Source organism: Streptomyces sp. NPDC042100 (genome assembly GCF_055582325.1).
The window spans coordinates 215325-232043 of record NZ_JBVJDK010000001.1 but is presented as its reverse complement, the minus strand read 5'-3'; the positions used below and the strand labels follow the sequence as shown (position 1 = coordinate 232043).

The window sequence follows — 16719 nt, the reverse complement described above, 5'->3', positions numbered from 1 at the left end:
CCGTCGCCGTGTCCGGCGGGCTCAGTCGAACCAGCGGTCCCGGGCCAGCTCCGCCGTCCGGGACGGGTCCTCCAGGAGGGCCGCCACCTCGAAGCGGCGCGGCCACTGCCCCGCCGCCCAGGCCAGACCGGCGGCCACGCCCTCCAGGGTCGCGGCGTGCACCACCCCGTCGGGGGTGCGCCGCCAGTCCAGCTCGATCTCCGCGGCCAGCAGCTCCTCGTGCTCCACGTAGGTGGCGGGGGTCCCCGGGCCGAGCAGCGCGCGCACCGCCGCCGGCACCTCGTGCTCCTCGCCGGCCGTCGTGACCCCGGCGTCCACCGCCTCGCTCAGCCGCCGCACCTGGAACAGCTCCGCCAGCTCCGCCGCCCGCTCCGGGGCGACCGGCAGCAGCGGCCGGCCCGTCGCCAGCGGCAGCAGGTCGGGGGCGTCGGCGACCAGCGCGTCCGCCGCGTCGACGACGATCAGGTCCCCGTCCACGACCGCGCGCAGCTCGTCGGGGAGGGTGACCTGCTCCGGGTCGAGCCCGGCCAGCGCCGTGTACAGGGCGTGCAGCTGGGCGCCGGACACCTCGCGGGACGGGTCGGCGAGCCGCCCGAGGAGCTCGGCGGCGCCGCCGGGCTCGTCCAGGAGCGCCGGGACGGAGGTGCGCACGCCGAGCGCGCGCAGCACCTGCTCGTCCTCGAAGCCGGTCGCGTCGGCGGCGTCGTACAGGCCGGTCAGCAGCGGGTCCGTGCCCGCCGCGCGCAGCCCGGCGGGGCGCCGCCCGCCGAGCACCGGGTGGTCGCGCAGCCACCAGGCGGTGTACGGGCGCACGGTCTCCGTGGTGCCGTCCGGCAGCAGCACCCGCACCGGCTGGGTCAGGGCGTCCCGCAGCGGCGGCCGCGCGAGCATGGCCAGCGCCCGGGGCCAGGCGTCGTCGTCGACGAGGTCCAGGTCGCGGACGGCCACGATCTCGGTCGCCACCGGCGGCACGGGGGTGTGCGGGAGCCGGTCCAGGACGTCCTCGCACCACACGTCGACGGCGTCCAGGAGCCCGGCGTCGTCCGGCTCCGGGTAGTCGCCCTCGCGGGGCTCCAGCTCGTCGGGGTCGAGGACCAGGTCGGCGGCGCGGACCAGCGCGAAGTCGGCGAGCACCCCGCAGGCGGCGAGCGGCCCGGGGCCCCAGCGGTCGGCGAGCTCCTGGTCGACGAAGGCCAGCTCGCCCTCGCGCATCACGGCGGCGAACGGCGAGCCGGGCATCACGAGCTCGCCCGCCGGGGCCGTCTCGCCGTCCTCGTCGGGCAGCGCGAGCGCGCCCAGCCAGGGCTCGTCGCCGGGGGCCAGGCCGGCGTCCCGGACCAGCGCCAGGACCGTCTCGGCGAGCTCCTCGGCGTCCAGGGCGTCGGCGTCCTCGTCCCAGATCTCCCCGGCGTCGAGGGAGGCGGCGACGGCGGCCCGGACCTGCGGGGTCGTCAGCACCGCCCGGGGCGTGGCCGGGAGGGCGCCCAGCTTCTCCAGGAGCGGGTGCGCGGCCTCCGGGTGCGCGACCTTCAGGCCGAGCCGGGTGAGCTCGGCGGGGGTGCGCTCCTGCGGCAGGAGGACCTGGCGGGGGCCGATGGTGGTGCGGACCCTGGGCGCCTGCGGGGCGGCGTCCTCGTCGCCGTACGGGCCGGGGACGGCGTCCTCGTCGCCGTACGGGCCGGAGACGGCGTCCCGGGCGGGCTCGGCGGGCGCGGCGAGCGGCACCGGAAGGCCGGTGAGCCGGTCCGGGTCGACGCCCGCCAGCGAGTCGTACAGGCGCCACCACCACGAGGGCGCCCGGTCCACGCCCGCGAGCCGGTCCACCGCCTCGGTCAGCGGGACCCGGCCGACGCCGAGGGTGCGCAGCTCCACGCGGCGTTCCAGGCCCGCCGGGAGGAGCGTCGGGAAGACCTCGGCCAGCACCTCGACGGTCTCGGCGCCGGCGCCCTCGACGATCTCGGCCTCGATGGGGCGCAGCGCGGCCAGGTCCTCGGAGGGGGTGGCGGGGGCGAGGAAGGCGATCCGGGGCAGCCGCTCCAGGACGGCGGCGCGCAGGGCGCCGTCGAGCGGGCCCTTGCCGAGCGGGCCGGGCACCAGGTCGAGGGCGGCGGGGGTCACCGGGTGCCAGTCGGCGAGGAGTTCGGCGTAGGCGTCGCCGGCGCGCTGCACGAGGAAGTCGGTGAGCGGGCCGGGGGCCGGGTGGCGGCGGGCGGTGTCGAGCGGGAAGGAGGCGATGAGCAGGGCGGGGATGCCGAGCGGCTCGTCGGTGGGGGTGGGGGCGTGCACGACGGGGGTGGTGCGGGGGTAGCGGGGGGCGCCCTCGGGGTCGACGGGGACGGCCCAGGTGACGGACCAGTGCGGGCGCAGGCGCTCCTCGACGGGCCGGTCCTTGAGGAGGTCAGGGTCGAGCGGTCCGGAGTGGCTGACGGTCCGCCAGCGGTGCGCCCCGGCGGCGGAGTCGGCCGTGTCGGCGATGGTGACGTAGCCGTCGCGCTCGTCCCGGACCAGGGAGCGGACGCCCTGGGCGGTCTCGACGACGACCTCGGTGAGGCCGGGGAGGGCGAGCAGCAGGGCGTCGTCGACGGCGTCGAGCAGGCGTTCGGCGAGGTCCTCGGCGGCGGAGTCGCGCAGGGGCAGCACGACGACCGTGTCGTAGCCGTCGGGGGCGGTGCCCTCGGCGGGCAGCGGGAGGCGCAGCAGGGGGACGTGGCCGTCGCGGCGGCGCAGTTCGTCGCCGAGGCCGGGGCTGTGCCGGGCCGCGTCGGCGGCGAGTTCGCGGGCCTCGGCGAGGGACCAGCGGACGCCGCCGTGGCGGCCGAGGACGGCGGGCTCGTCGGAGACGGCGAGGACGGCGGCGAAGCCGACGCCGAAGCGCCCGACGGACGCGGTGTCGCGCTCGGTGCGCTTGGCGGAGGCGCGCAGGGTGGAGAGGCTCTCCACGCCGGTGGCGTCCAGCGGGGCGCCGGTGTTGGCGGCGGCGAGGACGGCGGGGCCCTCGGGGTCCGCCGGGTGCAGGGTGAGCCGGAGCCGGCCGGTGACGCCGGCGCGGGCGGCGGCGTCGGCGGCGTTCTGGGCGAGTTCGACGACGAGCCGGTCGCGGTAGCCGCCGAGGGCCAGGTCCTCCTCGGCGTTGGCGTCCTCGCGGAAGCGGGCGGGTCCCGCGCCCCACGCGTCGAGCACGCCTCTGCGGAGCCGTGCGGTACCGAAGGGGTCGGTTCCGTCGGTCGTCGTCCTGACGCTGACGCTCACGTCTGACTCCACTCTGCGGTACGGGGTACGGGCCGGTGCCCGAAGGTACCGCGCCCCGCGACGTGCCCCGCGCGGGGGCGCGGGTGCCGTGGGGGCGCTCGGGGGCAATCCCCGGGCCCGGTCCCCGCGGCCGGTCCCCGCGGCCGTGACCGCTACGAGTGGCCGAGGTCCTCCGAACCGGTGTCGGGCTCGGAGGTGGAGCCGGAGTCCTTCGCGGGGCGCAGCGGGAACGCGTCCGCGGCCATCGAGTCCAGGACCGGCGGCGCCGGGCGCGGCGGCTTCGGCATGACGGCCGCCTCGGAGTGCCCGCCGCAGCCGTACGCGAGCGAGACGACCCGCCCGTCGGCGGGCGAGAACTCGTTGGCGCAGACGCCGAACGCCTGCTTCAGGGAGCCCGCGATGGGCACCAGGAAGGCGCAGGAGACGCAGGTGGCGGGCGCCGCCTGGGCCATCGGGGTCTTCGCCCCGAAGGCCTCCTCCCAGCGGTCCGCGGCCACGTGCAGGCCGTAGCGGGACAGCACCCGGGCGCGGCGCATCCCGAGCTCCTCGGCGACCGAGGCGAGGGCGCCGCGGGACGGGGCGCGCTCGGTGATCTCCGCGTCCTCGGCGTCGAGGTGGTCGGCGAGCTCCTCGGAGACCGCGGAGTTCGGCGGCGGGGCGTCCTCGCCCGTGTAGCCGGGCTCCAGGCGCAGGTCGTCCTGCTCGGTGGGCAGCAGGTCGCCGGGGCCCATGTCGCCGGGGCGCAGCCGCTCGCTCCACGGCACCCATTCGGGGGCCAGCAGGGAGTCCGGGCCGGGCAGCAGGACGGTTTCGTCAAGCGTGACGTTCTTCGCGCGGGAGGCGCGGGCGACCGTCACGGCCCACCGCCAGCCCCGGTAGCCGGGCTCCTTGCACTCGAAGAAGTGCGTGACGACCCGGTCGCCCTCGGAGACCGCCTCGACGTGCTCCCCGACGACGCCGGGGGCGGCGGCCTCCTCGGCGGCTTCGCGGGCGAGCTCTACGGCCTCGACGCAGAGGCGGTCGGGGGTACGCGTGGCTCGCGGGGTACGCGGGGTTCGCGTCGTCGCAGCACTCACAGGTCTCGCTTCTCTCCTACGCCGTCTCACGGGTGCGCCGGCCGAGGAGCGGGAGCGAAGTCCCGGGTCGTGGGCGGAGCGGACCAGAGGGCCGCATCGACGTCCACGCCCGGCATGACTCGCGCGTCTCGGGCACACCTATCGTCATCCATTCTGCGGGATGCCGAAGAGGCGCGCGGCCGAGAACATCCGCCGGCGACGCGCTACGCACGCTACCCTCTCCGCCGCCCGCCGCCCACCTGCCCGTACCAAACGGCCCGCATCGCGGACGATCCCGAAGCCCGTCCGGGCCGCGCCACGGTTCGTCCGTCGGGCGCGTGGGGCACTATGGCGGAGTGGCAGCCGCACGGTCTTCCGCACGATCGCACGATCATGCCGGGCCGCTCAGCCGAGCGGGCCGGGCGGTCGGGCGCGCCCTCCGCCTGCCCTTCACCGGCACCGCCAGAGGCATCCGGCGGGCGACGCACGCGCACGGCGCGGGCGAGTCGGGCCTGGGCCGGCTGATCGAACTGCACGCGGTGAACGGCGCCGGCGACGTCATGATCACCGTGGCCCTCGCCACCACCGTCTTCTTCGCGGTGCCCACCGACGAGGCGCGCGGCCGGGTCGCCCTCTACCTGGGCATCACGATGCTGCCCTTCACCCTGCTCGCCCCCGTGATCGGCCCGCTCCTGGACCGGATCCCGCACGGCCGGCGCGCCGCGATGGCCGGGGCGATGCTCACCCGCGCGGTGCTGGCCATCGCCATGTCCGGCGCGGTCGCCACCGGCGGGCTCCAGCTCTATCCGGCGGCGCTGGGCGTGCTCGTCGCCTCGAAGGCGTACGGGGTGGTGCGCAGCGCCGTCGTGCCCCGGCTGCTCCCACCGGGCTTCTCGCTGGTGAAGGCGAACTCGCGGGTGACCCTCGCCGGGCTGCTGGCCACCGGCATCGCCGCGCCGATCGGCGCCGGGCTCCAGCTGATCGGGCCCGCCTGGCCGCTGTACGGGGCGTCCGCGCTGTTCGCGCTGGGCACGTTCTGGGCGCTGCGGATGCCGCCGAAGGTGGACTCCGCGAAGGGTGAACGGCGGGCCCATCTGCTGACGCACGGCGAGAAGAGGCCGAGCCTGCGCTCGGTCGGCCCCTCGGTGCTGCACGGGCTCCAGGCGAACGCCTCGCAGCGGATGCTGTCGGGTTTCCTGATCTTCTTCCTGGCGTTCCTGCTGCGCGTGCACCCCCTGTCGGGGCAGAGCGCGGCGGTCTCGCTGGGCATCGTGGGCGTGGCGGCGGGTGTGGGCAACGCGTGCGGGACGGCGATGGGCTCGCTGCTGCGGGACCGGGGGCACGGGCCCGAGGTGATCATCGCCACCATGCTGTCGACGGTGCTGGCCACCGCGATCTGTACGGCGGTCTTCTTCGGCGGGGTGATGGTGGCGGTGCTCGGCGCGGTCGCGGGGCTGACCCAGGCCCTGTCGAAGCTGTCCCTGGACGCGCTGATCCAGCGGGACGTGCCGGAGCTGGTGCGCACCTCGGCGTTCGCCCGTTCGGAGACGGCGCTGCAGATGGCGTGGGTGGTGGGCGGCGGGATCGGGATCTCGCTGCCGCTGAACGGGATGGTGGGCATGTCGGTGGCGGCCGGGATCCTGGCACTGGGCGCGCTGCTGTCCGTACGGGGGCTGCTCGCCGCCGCCCGGCGGCAGAAGGAGCGCGACGGGACGGCGAAGGCGCGGGTGGCGTAGCGCGCCGGGCGGCCGGTGCGGCGGCGCGGGGCCCGGTGCCGGAGGTGCGGGACCCCGGTGCCGCGGCGCGGGACGCCGGTGCCGCAGGCGCGGGACCCCCGGTGCCGGAGTGTCCGCGACGGCGCCGATCCGGGCGGGTCCGGCGGCGCGCCGTACCCCCGCGTGGCGCCGGAGCGGCGGCCCGATAGCCTTCGGCCCATGACCGTTGCGTTCCTCACCCGCAAGCGCCGCCGGGCCGTCGCGGCCCTCGGGGCCGTCTCCGCCGGGCTCCTCGTCCTCTCCGCCTGCGACAAGCCGACGCCGCTCGCGACCGTGACGGTCGGGACCGAGTCGGTGAACTCCGAGGCGGCCTGCTACAACGACGGCGACCCCCTCAAGGAGTCGCAGATCTCGGCCTGCCTCAACAAGAAGGCCGAGAAGTCGATCACCGTCGAGTCCGACGACAAGATCCGTTTCGGCGTCGACCCGGACATCGCCGAGAACGGCTGGACCATCTTCCTGGGCGGCCAGCAGGCCGAGCCGGAGCCGTACAAGAAGACGTACCGGACCATCCCGGCCAGCGCCTTCTTCTCCAGCCAGTCCGGCGAGGCGACCAACCAGACCCAGGTCACCCTCGTCGAGAACACCGGCAAGACCGTGACCGGCATCTGGCACTTCGAGCTGAAGAAGAAGTCCTGATCCACCGGATCCTCGTCGTGACCGCGGTGGCGGCGGAGGCCGACTCCGTCGCCGCCGGTCTCGCGTCCGCCGGACCGGGCGAGGGCGAGCGCCCGCTGCCCGGCGGCTTCGCGCTGCGCCGGTACCCGCGGGCCGACGTGCTCGTCGCGGGTGTCGGTCCGGCCGCCGCCGCGACGGCCACCGCGACCGCCCTGGCCTGTGCCCCCGCCCCGTACGCGCTCGTCGTGTCGGCCGGGATCGCCGGGGGCTTCGCGCCGCGCGCCCCGCTCGGGTCGCTCGTGGTCGCGGACGCGGTCGTCGCGGCCGACCTGGGGGCCGAGACCCCCGAGGGCTATCTGCCCGTCGACGCGCTCGGCTTCGGCCGCTCGGCGCACCCCGTGGACCCGGCGCTCGCCGCCCGGCTCGCGGCCGCCCTCGCGGACGCCGGCCTGCCCTGCGCGGTCGGGCCCGTCCTCACCGTCTCCACGGTCACCGGCACCGCCGCCCGCGCCGCCGAGCTGGCGGCGCGTCACCCGGGGGCCGTCGCCGAGGCGATGGAGGGCTTCGGGGTGGCCGAGGCCGCCGCCGCCCACGGCCTGCCGGTCGCCGAGATCCGGTCCGTGTCCAACGCCGTCGGCCCGCGCGACCGCGCCGCCTGGCGCATCGGCGAGGCCCTCGGCGCGCTGCGGGACGCCTTCGCGCTGCTCGACGAGGGCGTGCTCGCGTCCGTCACCGCCCCCGAGGAGCCGGAGTCCCCGTCATGACCACGCTGAAGATCGCCTACTCGCCCTGCCCGAACGACACCTTCGTCTTCGACGCCTGGGCCCATGGCCGGGTCCCCGGCGCCCCGCGCCTGGACGTGACCTTCGCCGACATCGACCTCACCAACGGCTGGGCCGAGCGCGGCGGGGCCCCGTACGACGTCCTGAAGGTGTCGTACGCGGTGCTGCCGTGGGTCCTCGACGAATACGCCCTGCTGCCCTGCGGAGGCGCCCTGGGGCGCGGCTGCGGCCCGCTGGTGCTGACCCGGGAGCCCGGGGCGGACCTCACCGGGAAGACCGTCGCGGTGCCGAGCGAGCGTTCGACGGCCTATCTGCTGTTCCGGCTGTGGGCGGCGGACGTCGTCCCCGGCGGGGTCGGCGAGATCGTCGTGCTGCCCTTCCACGAGATCATGCCCGCCGTCCGGGACGGCAAGGTCGACGCCGGGCTCGTCATCCACGAGGCCCGCTTCACCTACCGGGACTACGGGCTGCACGCGCTCGCCGACATGGGCGAGCACTGGGAGCACACCACCGGACTGCCCATCCCGCTGGGCGCGATCATCGCCAAGCGCTCCCTGGGCGAGGAGACGCTGCGGCTGCTCGCCGCGTCGGCGCGGAGCTCGGTCCGGATGGCCTGGGACGACCCGGCCGCCTCCCGGCCGTACGTGCTGGAACACGCGCAGGAGATGGACGCCAGGGTGGCCGACCAGCACATCGGCCTCTACGTGAACGAGTTCACCGCCGACCTCGGCGAGAGCGGCTACGCGGCGGTGCGCGGGCTGCTCACGCGCGCCGCGGCCGAAGGGCTCGTACCGCCCCTCGGCCCGGACGCGCTGCGGTTCCCCTGACCGGGACGGTACGGACCCGGCGGTAGGACCAGGGCCGGGCGGGCCCTAGACGTCGAGCTGGTCGGCGACGGCGCGGAGCATCCCGGCGATCTTCCCGCCGTGCGCCTTGTCGGGGTACCGGCCGCGCTCCAGCTGCTGGGTGACGTTCTCCAGGAGCGTGGTGAGGTCCTGGACGATGGACGCCAGTTCGTCGGGCTTACGGCGCTGCGCCGCGGCGACGGACGGGGTCGGGTCCAGAATCGTCACCGAGAGCGCCTGGTCGCCGCGCTGACCGGCGACCACGCCGAACTCGACGCGCTGCCCCGGCTTCAGGGCGTCGACGCCGTCCGGGAGCACCGACGAGTGCACGAAGACGTCGCCGCCGTCGTCGCGGGAGAGAAAGCCGAAGCCCTTCTCGCTGTTGAACCATTTGACCTTGCCGGTAGGCACGTCCGTCCTCGTCCTCGTACTCGATGGGTGCGCCGGGATTCCGGCTCGGGAATGAGATGAAAGAGATACAGCGGGTCACCTGTGAACGACCCGCCGGCACCAAGGCTAATGCGATCAGGGCCCGTGACAAGACGTCGCCGGACTGTTGTCCGCGCCTGGGAACTACCCTGGCCGAATGCGTAGTGAAACCCCCTCGGCCCCCTCGGCAGCCACGGACGACAGCGCGCCCGGCGACGGACTGGTCCGCGCCGGCGCGATCGTCTTCATCGTCGGCGCGGTGGCGACGCTGGTCACGGTGGCTCCGCTGTTCCTCGGCACGAAGCCGTTCCCGACCGTGGCCTACCTGGTCTCCATGCTCATGGGCGTCGGATTCCTGGTGGCCGGCGCCGGGGTGCTGCGCTCGATCGGCGCCCAGCGACGCCGCGCCAAGGCGGTCCAGGCCGCGGCGGCTCAGCCCCGGTAGCCCTCCCACCAGGCACGGAAGTCCGTCAGGTCGGCGAGGACCACGTCCGCGCCGGCCGCGCGCAGCTCCTCGGGGGCGCACGGACCGGTCGCCACGGCGACCGCGTACGCGCCGGCGGTCGCCGCCCCGCGCACATCGCCCACGTGATCACCCACGTACACCCCCGCGCCGTGGGCGCGCAGCGCCTTCGCCTTGCCCTCGGCGAACAGGCCACCGACGATCGCGTCCGGCTCGATGCCGAGGTGGGCGAAGTGCAGCCTGGCCTGCGGCTCGTTCTTCGCGGTCACCACGATGGTCCGGCCGCCGGCCTCGCGAACGGCTTGAATCGCATCCACCGCGCCCGGCATCGGGACGGTCGGCTCGATCGCGTGGACGCCGTAGAACTCCCGGTAGAGGGCCGCCATCTCCGTCACCCGCTCCTCGGGGAACCAGTGCGCCAGCTCCTGCTCCAGCGGCGGCCCGAGCCGGGTGACGACCAGGTCGGCGTCGACCTCCACACCGGTGGCCGCCGAGAGCGCCTCGAACGCGGCCTTGATGCCGGGACGGGTGTCGAGCAGCGTCAGGTCGAGGTCGAAACCGACGGTGAGGGGGCTCGGGGGAACGGGCCCGGAGGGCGTCGCGGGGGTCGGTGCGGGGGGCGTCGCGGGGGTCGTCGTCATACGGGCCATTGTGCCCGGGTGTTCGAAAAGGGCGGCTGTCTAGACTGGGGCGAGACTTAGCCAAGCCTTACCGAATCTCGTCCCCCTGATGGGTGTACATGACCGCCCCACGTACCCGGCGCGCCGTCGCGACCGGCGCGGCCCTCGCCGCCCTGGTGCTCGCGATCCTGCTGAGCCTCGCGGTCGGCGCCCGCGCCATCCCCCCGTCCACCGTCGTCGACGCGCTGCTCCACGGCGCCACCAGTCCCGACGCCGAGGTGGTCCGGGAACTGCGGGTGCCGCGCACCCTGATCGGCCTCATGGTGGGCGCCGCGCTCGCCCTCGCCGGGACCGCCCTCCAGGGCATCACCCGCAACCCGATCGCCGACCCCGGCATCCTCGGCGTCAGCCAGGGCGCCTCCGTCGGCGTCGTCCTCGCCATCGCCTTCGCCGGGGTGCACTCCCTGACCGGGTACGTGTGGTTCGCCTTCGCGGGCGCCGCCGTCGCCTCCGTCGCCGTGTACGCCGTCGCCTCGCGCGGACGCGGCGGCGCCACCCCGGTGAAGCTGGCGCTCGCCGGAGCCGCGATCAACGCGCTGCTGCTGTCGGTGACCACCGGAGTCCTCACCACCAAGGCGTCCGCGCTCGACGAGTTCCGCTTCTGGCAGATCGGCTCGCTCGACGGCCGGGACGCCCACATCGTCGCCCAGATCTGGCCCTTCCTGCTGCTCGGCGCCGTCCTCGTCGTCTCCGTCGCCCGGGGGCTCGACGCCCTCGCGCTCGGCGAGGACGTCGCCAAGGGCCTCGGGCAGCGGGTCGCGACCGTCCGGGTCGTCGGCGGGGTCGGCGCGACCGTCCTCACCGGCGCCGCCGTCGCCGCCGCCGGGCCCATCGCCTTCGTCGGACTCGCCGTCCCGCACATCGCCCGCGCCGTCGTCGGCTCCGACCACCGCTGGGTGCTGCCGATGGCCGCGCTCATCGGCCCCGTGATGCTGCTGGTCGCGGACGTCCTCGGGCGGATCGTCTTCCCGCCCGGCGAGGTCCCGGCGGGCGTCATGACCGCGCTGATCGGCGTGCCGTTCCTCGTCACCCTCGTGCGCCGGAAGGCGGTGCCCGCGTGACCACGGCCCCCTCCCCCGCCCCGCCCTCCGCGAACACCGCCGCGCGCCCCTCCGTACGCCCTGTCGTACGCCCCGCCGGCTACGCGCTCGTACGCGCCGGGCGCGCGTCCTTCCTCGTGCACCGGCGCTCCGCGCTGGTCGCCGCCGGGCTCGTGCTGCTGCTCGCGGCCGTCGCCGTCGCGTACCTGTGCGTCGGCGAGCGCTTCGTCGCGCCCGGCGAGGTCCTGCGCATCCTCGCCGGGGAACGCGCCCCCGCCTCCTTCGTCGTCCAGGACCTGCGGCTGCCCCGGCTCGCCACCGGGCTCATGGTCGGCGCCGCCTTCGGCGTCGCGGGCGCCCTCATCCAGACCGTCGCCCGCAACCCGCTCGCCAGCCCCGACATCATCGGCATCAGCCAGGGCGCGGGCGCGGTCACCGTCGCCGCGATGACCTTCGGGCTCGCCTCGTACACCGTCCTGCCGTACCTCTCGATCGCCGGCGGGGTGCTGGCCGCCGCGCTCGTGTACGTGTTCGCCTGGCGCGGCGGGCTGCACGCCACCCGCTTCGTGCTCATCGGCATCGGCTTCGCCATCGCGCTGCGCTCGCTGACCACCCTCTTCATGACCAAGGGCGACTACCTGGTCGCCCAGCAGGCGCAGATCTGGATGACCGGCTCCCTCAACGGGCGCGGCTGGGACGCGTCGCTGCCGCTGCGGATCACCCTCCTCGTCATGCTGCCCGCCGTGCTGTGGGCGGCCCGCGCGCAGCGCACGGTCTCCCTCGACGACGACACGGCGACCGCGCTCGGGGTGCGGCTCGGCCGGGTCCGGCTCGGGCTCGTCGCGGTCGGCGTCGTCCTCGCGTCGGTCGCCACCGGCGTCGCGGGACCGGTCGACTTCGTGGCGCTGCTCGCCCCGCAGATCGCCCGCCGGACCACCCGCACCGCCCAGATCCCGCTGCTGTGCTCGGCGCTGACGGGCGCGCTGGTCGTCATCGCCGCCGACCTGCTGGGCCGGCGGCTCTTCTCCCCCACCGAACTGCCGGTGGGCGTCCTCACGGCGGCGGTCGGCGCCCCGTACCTGATCTGGCTGATCATGCGCAGCCGCGGAGTAGGAGGCAGGTCGTGACCAGGCTGGCGGCGCGGGAGCTGACCCTCGCGTACGAGGAGCGGACCGTCGTCCACGAGCTGGACCTGGCGGTCCCGGACGGCCGGGTCACCGTCATCGTCGGCCCCAACGCGTGCGGCAAGTCCACGACGCTGCGGGCCCTCGGACGGCTCCTCAAGCCCGCGGGCGGCGCCGTCCTGCTCGACGGCCAGGAGCTCGCGAAGATCCCCACCAAGAAGATCGCCCAGTCCATCGGCCTGCTCCCGCAGACCCCCGTCGCGCCCGAGGCGATCACCGTCGGCGACCTCGTCGCCCGCGGCCGGCAGCCGCACCAGGCGTGGTGGAAGCAGTGGTCGGCGGAGGACGAGCGGGCCGTCGTCGACGCGATGGAGCGCACCGACGTCGCCGCCCTCGCCGAGCGCTCGGTGGACGAGCTGTCCGGCGGGCAGCGGCAGCGCGTGTGGATCGCGATGGCCCTCGCCCAGGAGACCGACCTCCTGCTGCTCGACGAGCCCACCACCTACCTGGACATCTCCCACCAGGTCGAGGTCCTGGACCTGGTCCGGCGCCTCAACCGCGTCCGAGGCCGCACCGTCGTCCTGGTCCTCCACGACCTCAACCAGGCCGCCCGCTACGCCGACCACTTGGTCGCGATGAAGGCGGGCCGCGTGGTCGCGGAGGGCCCGCCGTCCGAGATCGTCACGGCCGAGCTCGTACGCGAGGTCTTCGGCCTGGACTCGGTCGTCGTCCCGGACCCGGTGACGGGCTCCCCGCTGGTCGTCCCGGGGGCGCCGTGGAGCGGGACGGAGACGGAGAGCGGGACGGAGGGCGGGACGGGCAGCGGGACCAGGACGGAGAGCGGGACGGAGGACGGGACAGGCAGCGGGACCAGGACGGAGAGCGGGACCGGGGCGGAGCCCGCCGAGGCGGCTGCCGGGGCGCCGGACCCGGTCTAGGGCCTGTCGGCACGCTCCCGTCGTCGCCCGGAGGGCAGGCGGGAGGGTGCCGGCCTGTCGGCGGGCCCCGTCAGCGGCGGGAGCGCCACAGGAGGTACAGGCCCGAGGCGACGGCGGCCGCGCGGAGCGTCCAGGGCCAGGTGTCCGCCAGGGCCGCGCCCAGCGCCTCGTTCCCCGCCGCCACCGGGTCGCCCCAGCGGCCCGCGATCCGGCCCCACAGCCAGACCGCGCCCCCGGTGGCGGCCAGGCCCGGCAGGACCAGCGCGGCGGCCCGGCGCTCGCGGGAGAAGTAGGCCAACGCCCAGCCTCCGGCCACCGCCAGCAGCCAGCCGCCCGCCGCGCCCGCCAGCAGCAGCAGCGCGGCGGCCAGCGGGAGCGGGCTGCCCAGGCGGAAGGAGACGCGGCGCCGGAGACCCGATCCGGCCTCCCCGTCCCCCTCGGCCCCGGCCGCCCCGCGCCCCCCGGCCCGCTCGACCCCGTCGTGCGCGTCGACCCCGTCGTACCGGCCGTCCCCGTCGTACCGGTCGTCCCCCTCGTACCCGTCGTCCCCCTCGTCCCCGTCGTCCCCGTCGTCCTCCCCCGGCTTCGGCGGGCGCAGCAGCTCCGGGATCTCCACCCCGCCGTAGAAGCCGGGCACGCCCGTGACCCCGCCCGTCTCCGGGGACCCCATGCCGTCCGGGTCGTCCGGGCCGCCCATGCCTCCGGTGGCATCCGTACGCCACCAGTCCGCCGGGCGCGGCGCCGGAACGGCCGCGTCCGGTGCCGTGGGCGGCGCCTTGGACGGTGCCTTGGGCGGTGTGTTGGGCGGTACCTTGCGCGGTGTGCCGGCCGATGCCTTGGACGGTGCCTTGCGCGGTGTCTTGGGCGGTGCCGCGCCCGGCGACGCGCCCGGCCCGGTCCGGCCGTCACTCGGCGCGCCGCCCACCACCTCGTCCGGCGTACCCAGGTCGCGGAGGATGCCCGGCACCGGCTCCCCCTTCACCGCGCGGCGCCGTTCGATCTCGTCGCGCAGGCCCGTGACCAGCTCACGGCGCTCGGCCGGCGGCAGCCGCCGCTGCTGGGCCAGGTCGCCTACGCGGCTCAGATAGTCGAAGACCAACCGGTCGTTCTCGATCCCCACGGCACGACGGTAGCGCCTGCGCAGGGGCTAACGTGGTGCGGATGGGGATCGGTGAGCGGGACCGGGAGGCGCACGTGCCCGAGGCAACAGCAGTCGGCGCGGCGCCGCGCACCCTCGCGGAGGCGCTGCGCGCCGGGGGCGACGAGGGGCTCGCGGCGCTGCTGCGCGCCCGCCCGGACCTGCTCTCGCCGGTGCCGAACGACCTGACGCAACTGGCCACCCGGGCCGGCACCCGAGGTTCCGTCGTCCGCGCCCTCGAACGGCTCGACCGCTTCGCGCTCCAGACGGCGGAGGCGCTGGCCGTGGCGCCGGACCCCGCCCCGTACCCCGTGCTCCTCGCCCTGCTCACCGGCGACGGCGGCGACCCCGCGATCGAGGCGGCGCTGCCCCGCGCGGTCACCGAGCTGCGCGGACAGGCCCTGATCTGGGGCGACGACGAGCGGCTGCGGCTGGTGCGGACCGCCCGCGAACTGCTCGCCCCCTCGGCCCAGCACCCCTCCCCGACCGGGCTCGGCCCGACCGTCTCCGAGGCGACCGCCGGCATGTCGCCGGGGCGGCTCCAGGAGATCATCGCGACCGCCGGGCTGCCCGGCACGCACGACCCGGTGTCCGCCGTCGCCGCCCTCACCGGTCTCTTCACCGACCGCACGCGGATGGCGGCGCTGCTCGACACCGCGCCGCCGGACGCGCTCACCGTCCTCGACCGGCTCGTCTGGGGCCCGCCGTACGGCGAGGTGACGGCCAATCCGACCCCGCCGGTGCGCTGGCTCCGCGACCGGGGACTGCTGCTGCCGGTGTCCACCCGGACCGTGGTGCTGCCCCGGGAGGCCGCCCTGCACCTGCGCGGCGGGCGCGCGCACCGCGCGCCGGAGCCGGTGGCTCCGGTGGTGGCGACGGTCCGCGAGTACCGTCCCCAGGTCGTGGACAGCGCGGCGGCCGGCCAGGCGTACACGGCGCTGGCCACCGCCGAGGAGCTGCTGAAGTCCTGGGACCAGGGCGGCCCCCAGGTGCTGCGGGCCGGCGGGCTCGCCGTCCGCGACCTCAAGCGCACCGCCGCCGCCCTCGACACCACCGAACAGCTCGCCGCCTTCTGGCTGGAGCTGCTGTACGGGGCCGGGCTGCTCGCCTCCGACGGCGAGGCCGACGAGCGGTACGCGCCGACACCCGGCTACGACGACTGGCTCGACCTGCCGCCCGCCGAGCGCTGGGCCCGGCTCGTCGTCCCCTGGCTGTCCGCCACCCGCACCTCCGGCCTGGCCGGCACCCTCGACGGCAAGGGCCGCGCCCTGTCCGCCTTCGGCCCCGGGCTCGACCGCGCCGCCGCCCCCGAGGTGCGCCACCGGGTCCTCGGGCTGCTCGCGACCCTCCCGCCGGGCTCCGCCGCCGACCGCGCCTCGGTGCTGGCCCGGCTGCGCTGGGACCGGCCGCTGCGGGGCGGCACCGGCGGCCCCGGCACCGAGCCCGCGGCGACGGACGAGGGCGGCGGCACCCCCGCCGACCTGCGCGCCCGGATCGCCGGCTGGACCCTCGACGAGGCCGAACTCCTCGGCGTCACCGGCCGCGGCGCGCTCGCCTCGCCCGCCCGCGCGCTGCTCAACCTGCCGCTCGCCGAGGCCGCGCCCGAGAGCGCGCACCCCGGCGCCTGCGAACCGGCCGTCGCCGCCTCGCGGGCCGCGACGCTGCTGGCGCCGCTGCTGCCCGAGGCCGTCGACCACGTGCTGCTCCAGGCCGACCTGACGGCCGTCGCCCCGGGGCCGCTGCGCCGGCCGCTCGCGGACACCCTGTCGGTCCTCGCCGACGTCGAGTCCAAGGGCGGCGCGACCGTCTACCGCTTCACACCCGGCTCCGTGCGGCGCGCCCTCGACGCCGGGCGCACCGCCTCCGACCTGCACGACTTCCTGACCTCGCACTCCCGCACGCCGGTGCCGCAGCCGCTGTCGTACCTGATCGACGACGTGGCCCGGAAGCACGGGCACCTGCGGGTCGGGGCCGCCTCGGCGTACGTGCGCTGCGACGACGACACGGTGCTCGGCGAGATCCTCGCGGACCGGCGCTCCGCCCCGCTGCGGCTGCGGCGGCTCGCGCCGACCGTCCTCGCGGCGCAGGCCGATCCGGCGGCGCTGCTCGACGGGCTGCGGTCGCTGGGCTACGCCCCGGCGGCCGAGTCCGCCGAGGGCACGGTCCTGATCACCCGCGCCGACGCCTACCGCACCCCGCCGCGCACCGCCCCGGCCCCCGTCCCGGACGGCCCGCCCGCCCCGGACGCCACGCTGCTCACGGCGGCGGTCCGGGCGATCCGGGCGGGTGACCGGGCCGCGACGGTGGTCCGCAAGGACCCGGGCGCCCCGCTCGCGGCGGGCGAACTGCCCCGCACCTCGGCCGCCGAGACGCTGGCCACGGTGCAGGCGGCGGCGATGACCGGCTCGGCGGTGTGGATCGGCTACGTCAACGCGGAGGGCGCCGCCAGCCAGCGGGTCATCGCCCCGGTCCGCGTCGAGGGCGGCTTCGTGACCGGCTACGACCACACGGCCGACGAGGTCCGCACGTATCCGCTGCACCGGATCACGGGTGTGGCGGAGCTGGCGGAGGGCGAGGAGTAGG

The 16719-nt window shown here is 76.4% G+C and carries 14 protein-coding genes; 9 read left to right on the top strand and 5 right to left on the bottom strand.

Annotated elements, in window-relative coordinates:
- Positions 1–21: 21 nt before the first annotated feature.
- Entirely contained in the window at positions 22–3261 is a 3240-nt protein-coding gene (locus tag ACZ6J5_RS01145; protein WP_469386403.1) for a sacsin N-terminal ATP-binding-like domain-containing protein, read from the bottom strand.
- Positions 3262–3401: 140 nt separating this feature from the next.
- Positions 3402–4325, bottom strand: a complete 924-nt coding sequence (locus tag ACZ6J5_RS01140) for a DUF3027 domain-containing protein (protein ID WP_469386401.1) — start codon at positions 4323–4325, stop codon at positions 3402–3404.
- 335 nt (positions 4326–4660) lie between these two features.
- Here ACZ6J5_RS01140 and ACZ6J5_RS01135 point away from each other — a divergent pair, with 335 nt between their 5' ends.
- From ACZ6J5_RS01135 to ACZ6J5_RS01120, 4 genes are all read left to right on the top strand, one after another.
- Entirely contained in the window at positions 4661–6040 is a 1380-nt protein-coding gene (locus ACZ6J5_RS01135) for an MFS transporter (RefSeq protein ID WP_469386399.1), read from the top strand.
- A 198-nt stretch (positions 6041–6238) separates the two neighbouring features.
- Entirely contained in the window at positions 6239–6718 is a 480-nt protein-coding gene (locus ACZ6J5_RS01130; protein WP_469386398.1) for a DUF2771 domain-containing protein, read from the top strand.
- Positions 6715–7461 (top strand): futalosine hydrolase, encoded by a 747-nt coding sequence (locus ACZ6J5_RS01125; RefSeq protein WP_469387400.1) that lies wholly within the window; start codon positions 6715–6717, stop codon positions 7459–7461. Before ACZ6J5_RS01130 ends, ACZ6J5_RS01125 begins: the two co-directional genes overlap by 4 nt.
- Positions 7458–8306 (top strand): 1,4-dihydroxy-6-naphthoate synthase, encoded by an 849-nt coding sequence (locus tag ACZ6J5_RS01120; protein WP_469386396.1) that lies wholly within the window; start codon positions 7458–7460, stop codon positions 8304–8306. Before ACZ6J5_RS01125 ends, ACZ6J5_RS01120 begins: the two co-directional genes overlap by 4 nt.
- A 45-nt stretch (positions 8307–8351) precedes the next feature.
- Here ACZ6J5_RS01120 and ACZ6J5_RS01115 read toward each other — a convergent pair whose 3' ends face one another.
- On the bottom strand, positions 8352–8735 hold the full coding sequence (locus ACZ6J5_RS01115) for a cold-shock protein (RefSeq protein WP_469386394.1): 384 nt from the start codon (positions 8733–8735) through the stop codon (positions 8352–8354).
- Between the two features lie 175 nt (positions 8736–8910).
- Here ACZ6J5_RS01115 and ACZ6J5_RS01110 point away from each other — a divergent pair, with 175 nt between their 5' ends.
- A complete protein-coding gene (locus ACZ6J5_RS01110; protein ID WP_469386392.1) occupies positions 8911–9198 on the top strand; it encodes a hypothetical protein in 288 nt (95 codons plus the stop codon).
- Here the strand turns inward: ACZ6J5_RS01110 and ACZ6J5_RS01105 are convergent.
- Entirely contained in the window at positions 9186–9866 is a 681-nt protein-coding gene (locus tag ACZ6J5_RS01105; protein WP_469386390.1) for an HAD family hydrolase, read from the bottom strand. The two genes, ACZ6J5_RS01110 and ACZ6J5_RS01105, sit on opposite strands and share 13 nt — an antisense overlap.
- Positions 9867–9955: 89 nt before the next feature.
- On the opposite strand from ACZ6J5_RS01105, the gene ACZ6J5_RS01100 reads away from it, so the two are divergent.
- Genes ACZ6J5_RS01100 through ACZ6J5_RS01090 form a run of 3 tightly spaced genes read left to right on the top strand, consistent with a single transcriptional unit; the run spans position 9956 to position 12998 of the window.
- The gene (locus ACZ6J5_RS01100; protein ID WP_469386388.1) at positions 9956–10957 is read left to right on the top strand and encodes a FecCD family ABC transporter permease; all 1002 of its coding nucleotides are present in this window, start codon (positions 9956–9958) and stop codon (positions 10955–10957) included.
- Positions 10954–12063 (top strand): FecCD family ABC transporter permease, encoded by a 1110-nt coding sequence (locus ACZ6J5_RS01095; RefSeq protein ID WP_469386386.1) that lies wholly within the window; start codon positions 10954–10956, stop codon positions 12061–12063. Before ACZ6J5_RS01100 ends, ACZ6J5_RS01095 begins: the two co-directional genes overlap by 4 nt.
- On the top strand, positions 12060–12998 hold the full coding sequence (locus tag ACZ6J5_RS01090; RefSeq protein ID WP_469386384.1) for an ABC transporter ATP-binding protein: 939 nt from the start codon (positions 12060–12062) through the stop codon (positions 12996–12998). Before ACZ6J5_RS01095 ends, ACZ6J5_RS01090 begins: the two co-directional genes overlap by 4 nt.
- 70 nt (positions 12999–13068) lie before the next feature.
- Here ACZ6J5_RS01090 and ACZ6J5_RS01085 read toward each other — a convergent pair whose 3' ends face one another.
- Positions 13069–14118: a hypothetical protein gene (locus ACZ6J5_RS01085; protein WP_469386382.1), complete on the bottom strand. Its 1050-nt coding sequence runs from the start codon at positions 14116–14118 to the stop codon at positions 13069–13071.
- Between the two features lie 41 nt (positions 14119–14159).
- Here ACZ6J5_RS01085 and ACZ6J5_RS01080 point away from each other — a divergent pair, with 41 nt between their 5' ends.
- Positions 14160–16718, top strand: coding sequence for a helicase-associated domain-containing protein (locus tag ACZ6J5_RS01080; RefSeq protein WP_469386380.1), 2559 nt, complete (start codon positions 14160–14162; stop codon positions 16716–16718).
- Position 16719 lies beyond the last annotated feature (1 nt).

Bases quoted from the DNA above. Each gene is read 5' to 3' on its own strand.
- ACZ6J5_RS01130 (WP_469386398.1), top strand. From the start codon at position 6,239: ATGACCGTTGCGTTCCTCACCCGCAAGCGCCGCCGGGCCGTCGCGGCC.
- ACZ6J5_RS01120 (WP_469386396.1), top strand. From the start codon at position 7,458: ATGACCACGCTGAAGATCGCCTACTCGCCCTGCCCGAACGACACCTTC.
- ACZ6J5_RS01110 (WP_469386392.1), top strand. From the start codon at position 8,911: ATGCGTAGTGAAACCCCCTCGGCCCCCTCGGCAGCCACGGACGACAGC.
- ACZ6J5_RS01105 (WP_469386390.1), bottom strand. From the start codon at position 9,866: ATGGCCCGTATGACGACGACCCCCGCGACGCCCCCCGCACCGACCCCC.
- ACZ6J5_RS01100 (WP_469386388.1), top strand. From the start codon at position 9,956: ATGACCGCCCCACGTACCCGGCGCGCCGTCGCGACCGGCGCGGCCCTC.
- ACZ6J5_RS01080 (WP_469386380.1), top strand. From the start codon at position 14,160: ATGGGGATCGGTGAGCGGGACCGGGAGGCGCACGTGCCCGAGGCAACA.